Origin of the sequence: Pseudoroseomonas cervicalis ATCC 49957, assembly GCF_000164635.1 — a bacterium.
In the GTDB taxonomy this organism is placed as follows: domain Bacteria; phylum Pseudomonadota; class Alphaproteobacteria; order Acetobacterales; family Acetobacteraceae; genus Pseudoroseomonas; species Pseudoroseomonas cervicalis.
The window spans coordinates 1-1149 of sequence record NZ_GG770920.1 but is presented as its reverse complement, the minus strand read 5'-3'; the positions used below and the strand labels follow the sequence as shown (position 1 = coordinate 1149).

Sequence of the window (1149 nt, the reverse complement as noted above, 5' to 3'; positions counted from 1 at the left end):
CCGCCGGGCGGGCGGCCCCGCCGCCGCCCCGCCCGGGCCCTGCCGCACCGAGACCCCTGCCGCGTGACCGACCCGACCGAACCCTCCGCCACCCCCGATTTCCTCAACCATGACCGCCCGCCGGTGCCGCATCTGACGGTGCCGCGCGGCGTGCAGCCCTTCCATCTGGAGCGCAAGCCGGTGCGTGGCCGGCTGGTGCGGCTCGGCCCGCTGGCCGAGGCGCTGCTCAGCCGGCACGAGAATCCCGAGCCGGTCTCGGCGTTGCTCGGCCAGGCGCTGGCGCTGACCGCCGGCCTCGCCGCCGCGCTGAAGTTCCAGGGCAGCTTCAGCCTGCAGGCCAAGGGGGACGGCCCCGTCGCCATGCTGCTGGCCGATTGCACCGAGGCCGGCGCGCTGCGCGGCTATGCCCGCGCCGAGGACCTGCCGGCCGGCGCCGACAGCGCCGCCGCGCTGCTGGGCAAGGGCTATCTGGCCTTCACCTGCGACCAGGGGCCCGACATGGACCGCTACCAGGGCATCGTCGCCATCGAGGGCGAGACCCTGGCGCAGATGACCGGCGAGTATTTCGCGACCTCGGAGCAGCTCGACAGCCGCGTCTGGCTGGCCGCCGCGCGCACGCCCTCCGGCTGGCGCGCCGCCGCGCTGATCCTGGAGCGGGTGGCCGGCGCCGGCGGCATCGGGCCCGAGCTGGACGCGCTGGCGCAGCAGGATGCCTGGGAGACGGCGCTGGCCTTGGCCGGCACCATCACCGAGGCGGAGCTGCTGGACGACGCCCTGGCGCCCGACCGTCTGCTCTACCGGCTGTTCCATGCCGAGGGTCTGGCGCTCGACCGGCCGCGCCCGCTGTCCTATGGGTGCCGTTGCTCCCGCGCCCGGCTGGCCTCCGTGCTGTCCGGCTTCGGGGAGGATGATCTGGACCACATGGCCGAGGATGGGGTCATCACCATGACCTGCGAGTTCTGCAATGTCGGCTTCCGCTTCGAGCGGGACGAGGTGCAGGCGGCGGGGCAGGGCTGAGGACGCGCTGTCCGCAAGCAGACGGGGGAAGTAGCAGCATGACGCCGACCGAGCGCCTGACGGAACGCCCAGCCCGCAGCCCAGCCGAGGTGGCGGGCCGCGCGCCCGCAAGCGGCCGCCTGCCGCGCCGCG

Annotated in this window: 1 protein-coding gene; it reads left to right on the top strand. The window is 75.0% G+C overall.

The window, feature by feature from the left end:
* Nucleotides 1-63: 63 nt before the first annotated feature.
* Complete coding sequence (hslO, locus tag HMPREF0731_RS20355) at nt 64-1017, top strand: Hsp33 family molecular chaperone HslO (protein WP_007006110.1); 954 nt, start codon at nt 64-66, stop codon at nt 1015-1017.
* Nucleotides 1018-1149 lie beyond the last annotated feature (132 nt).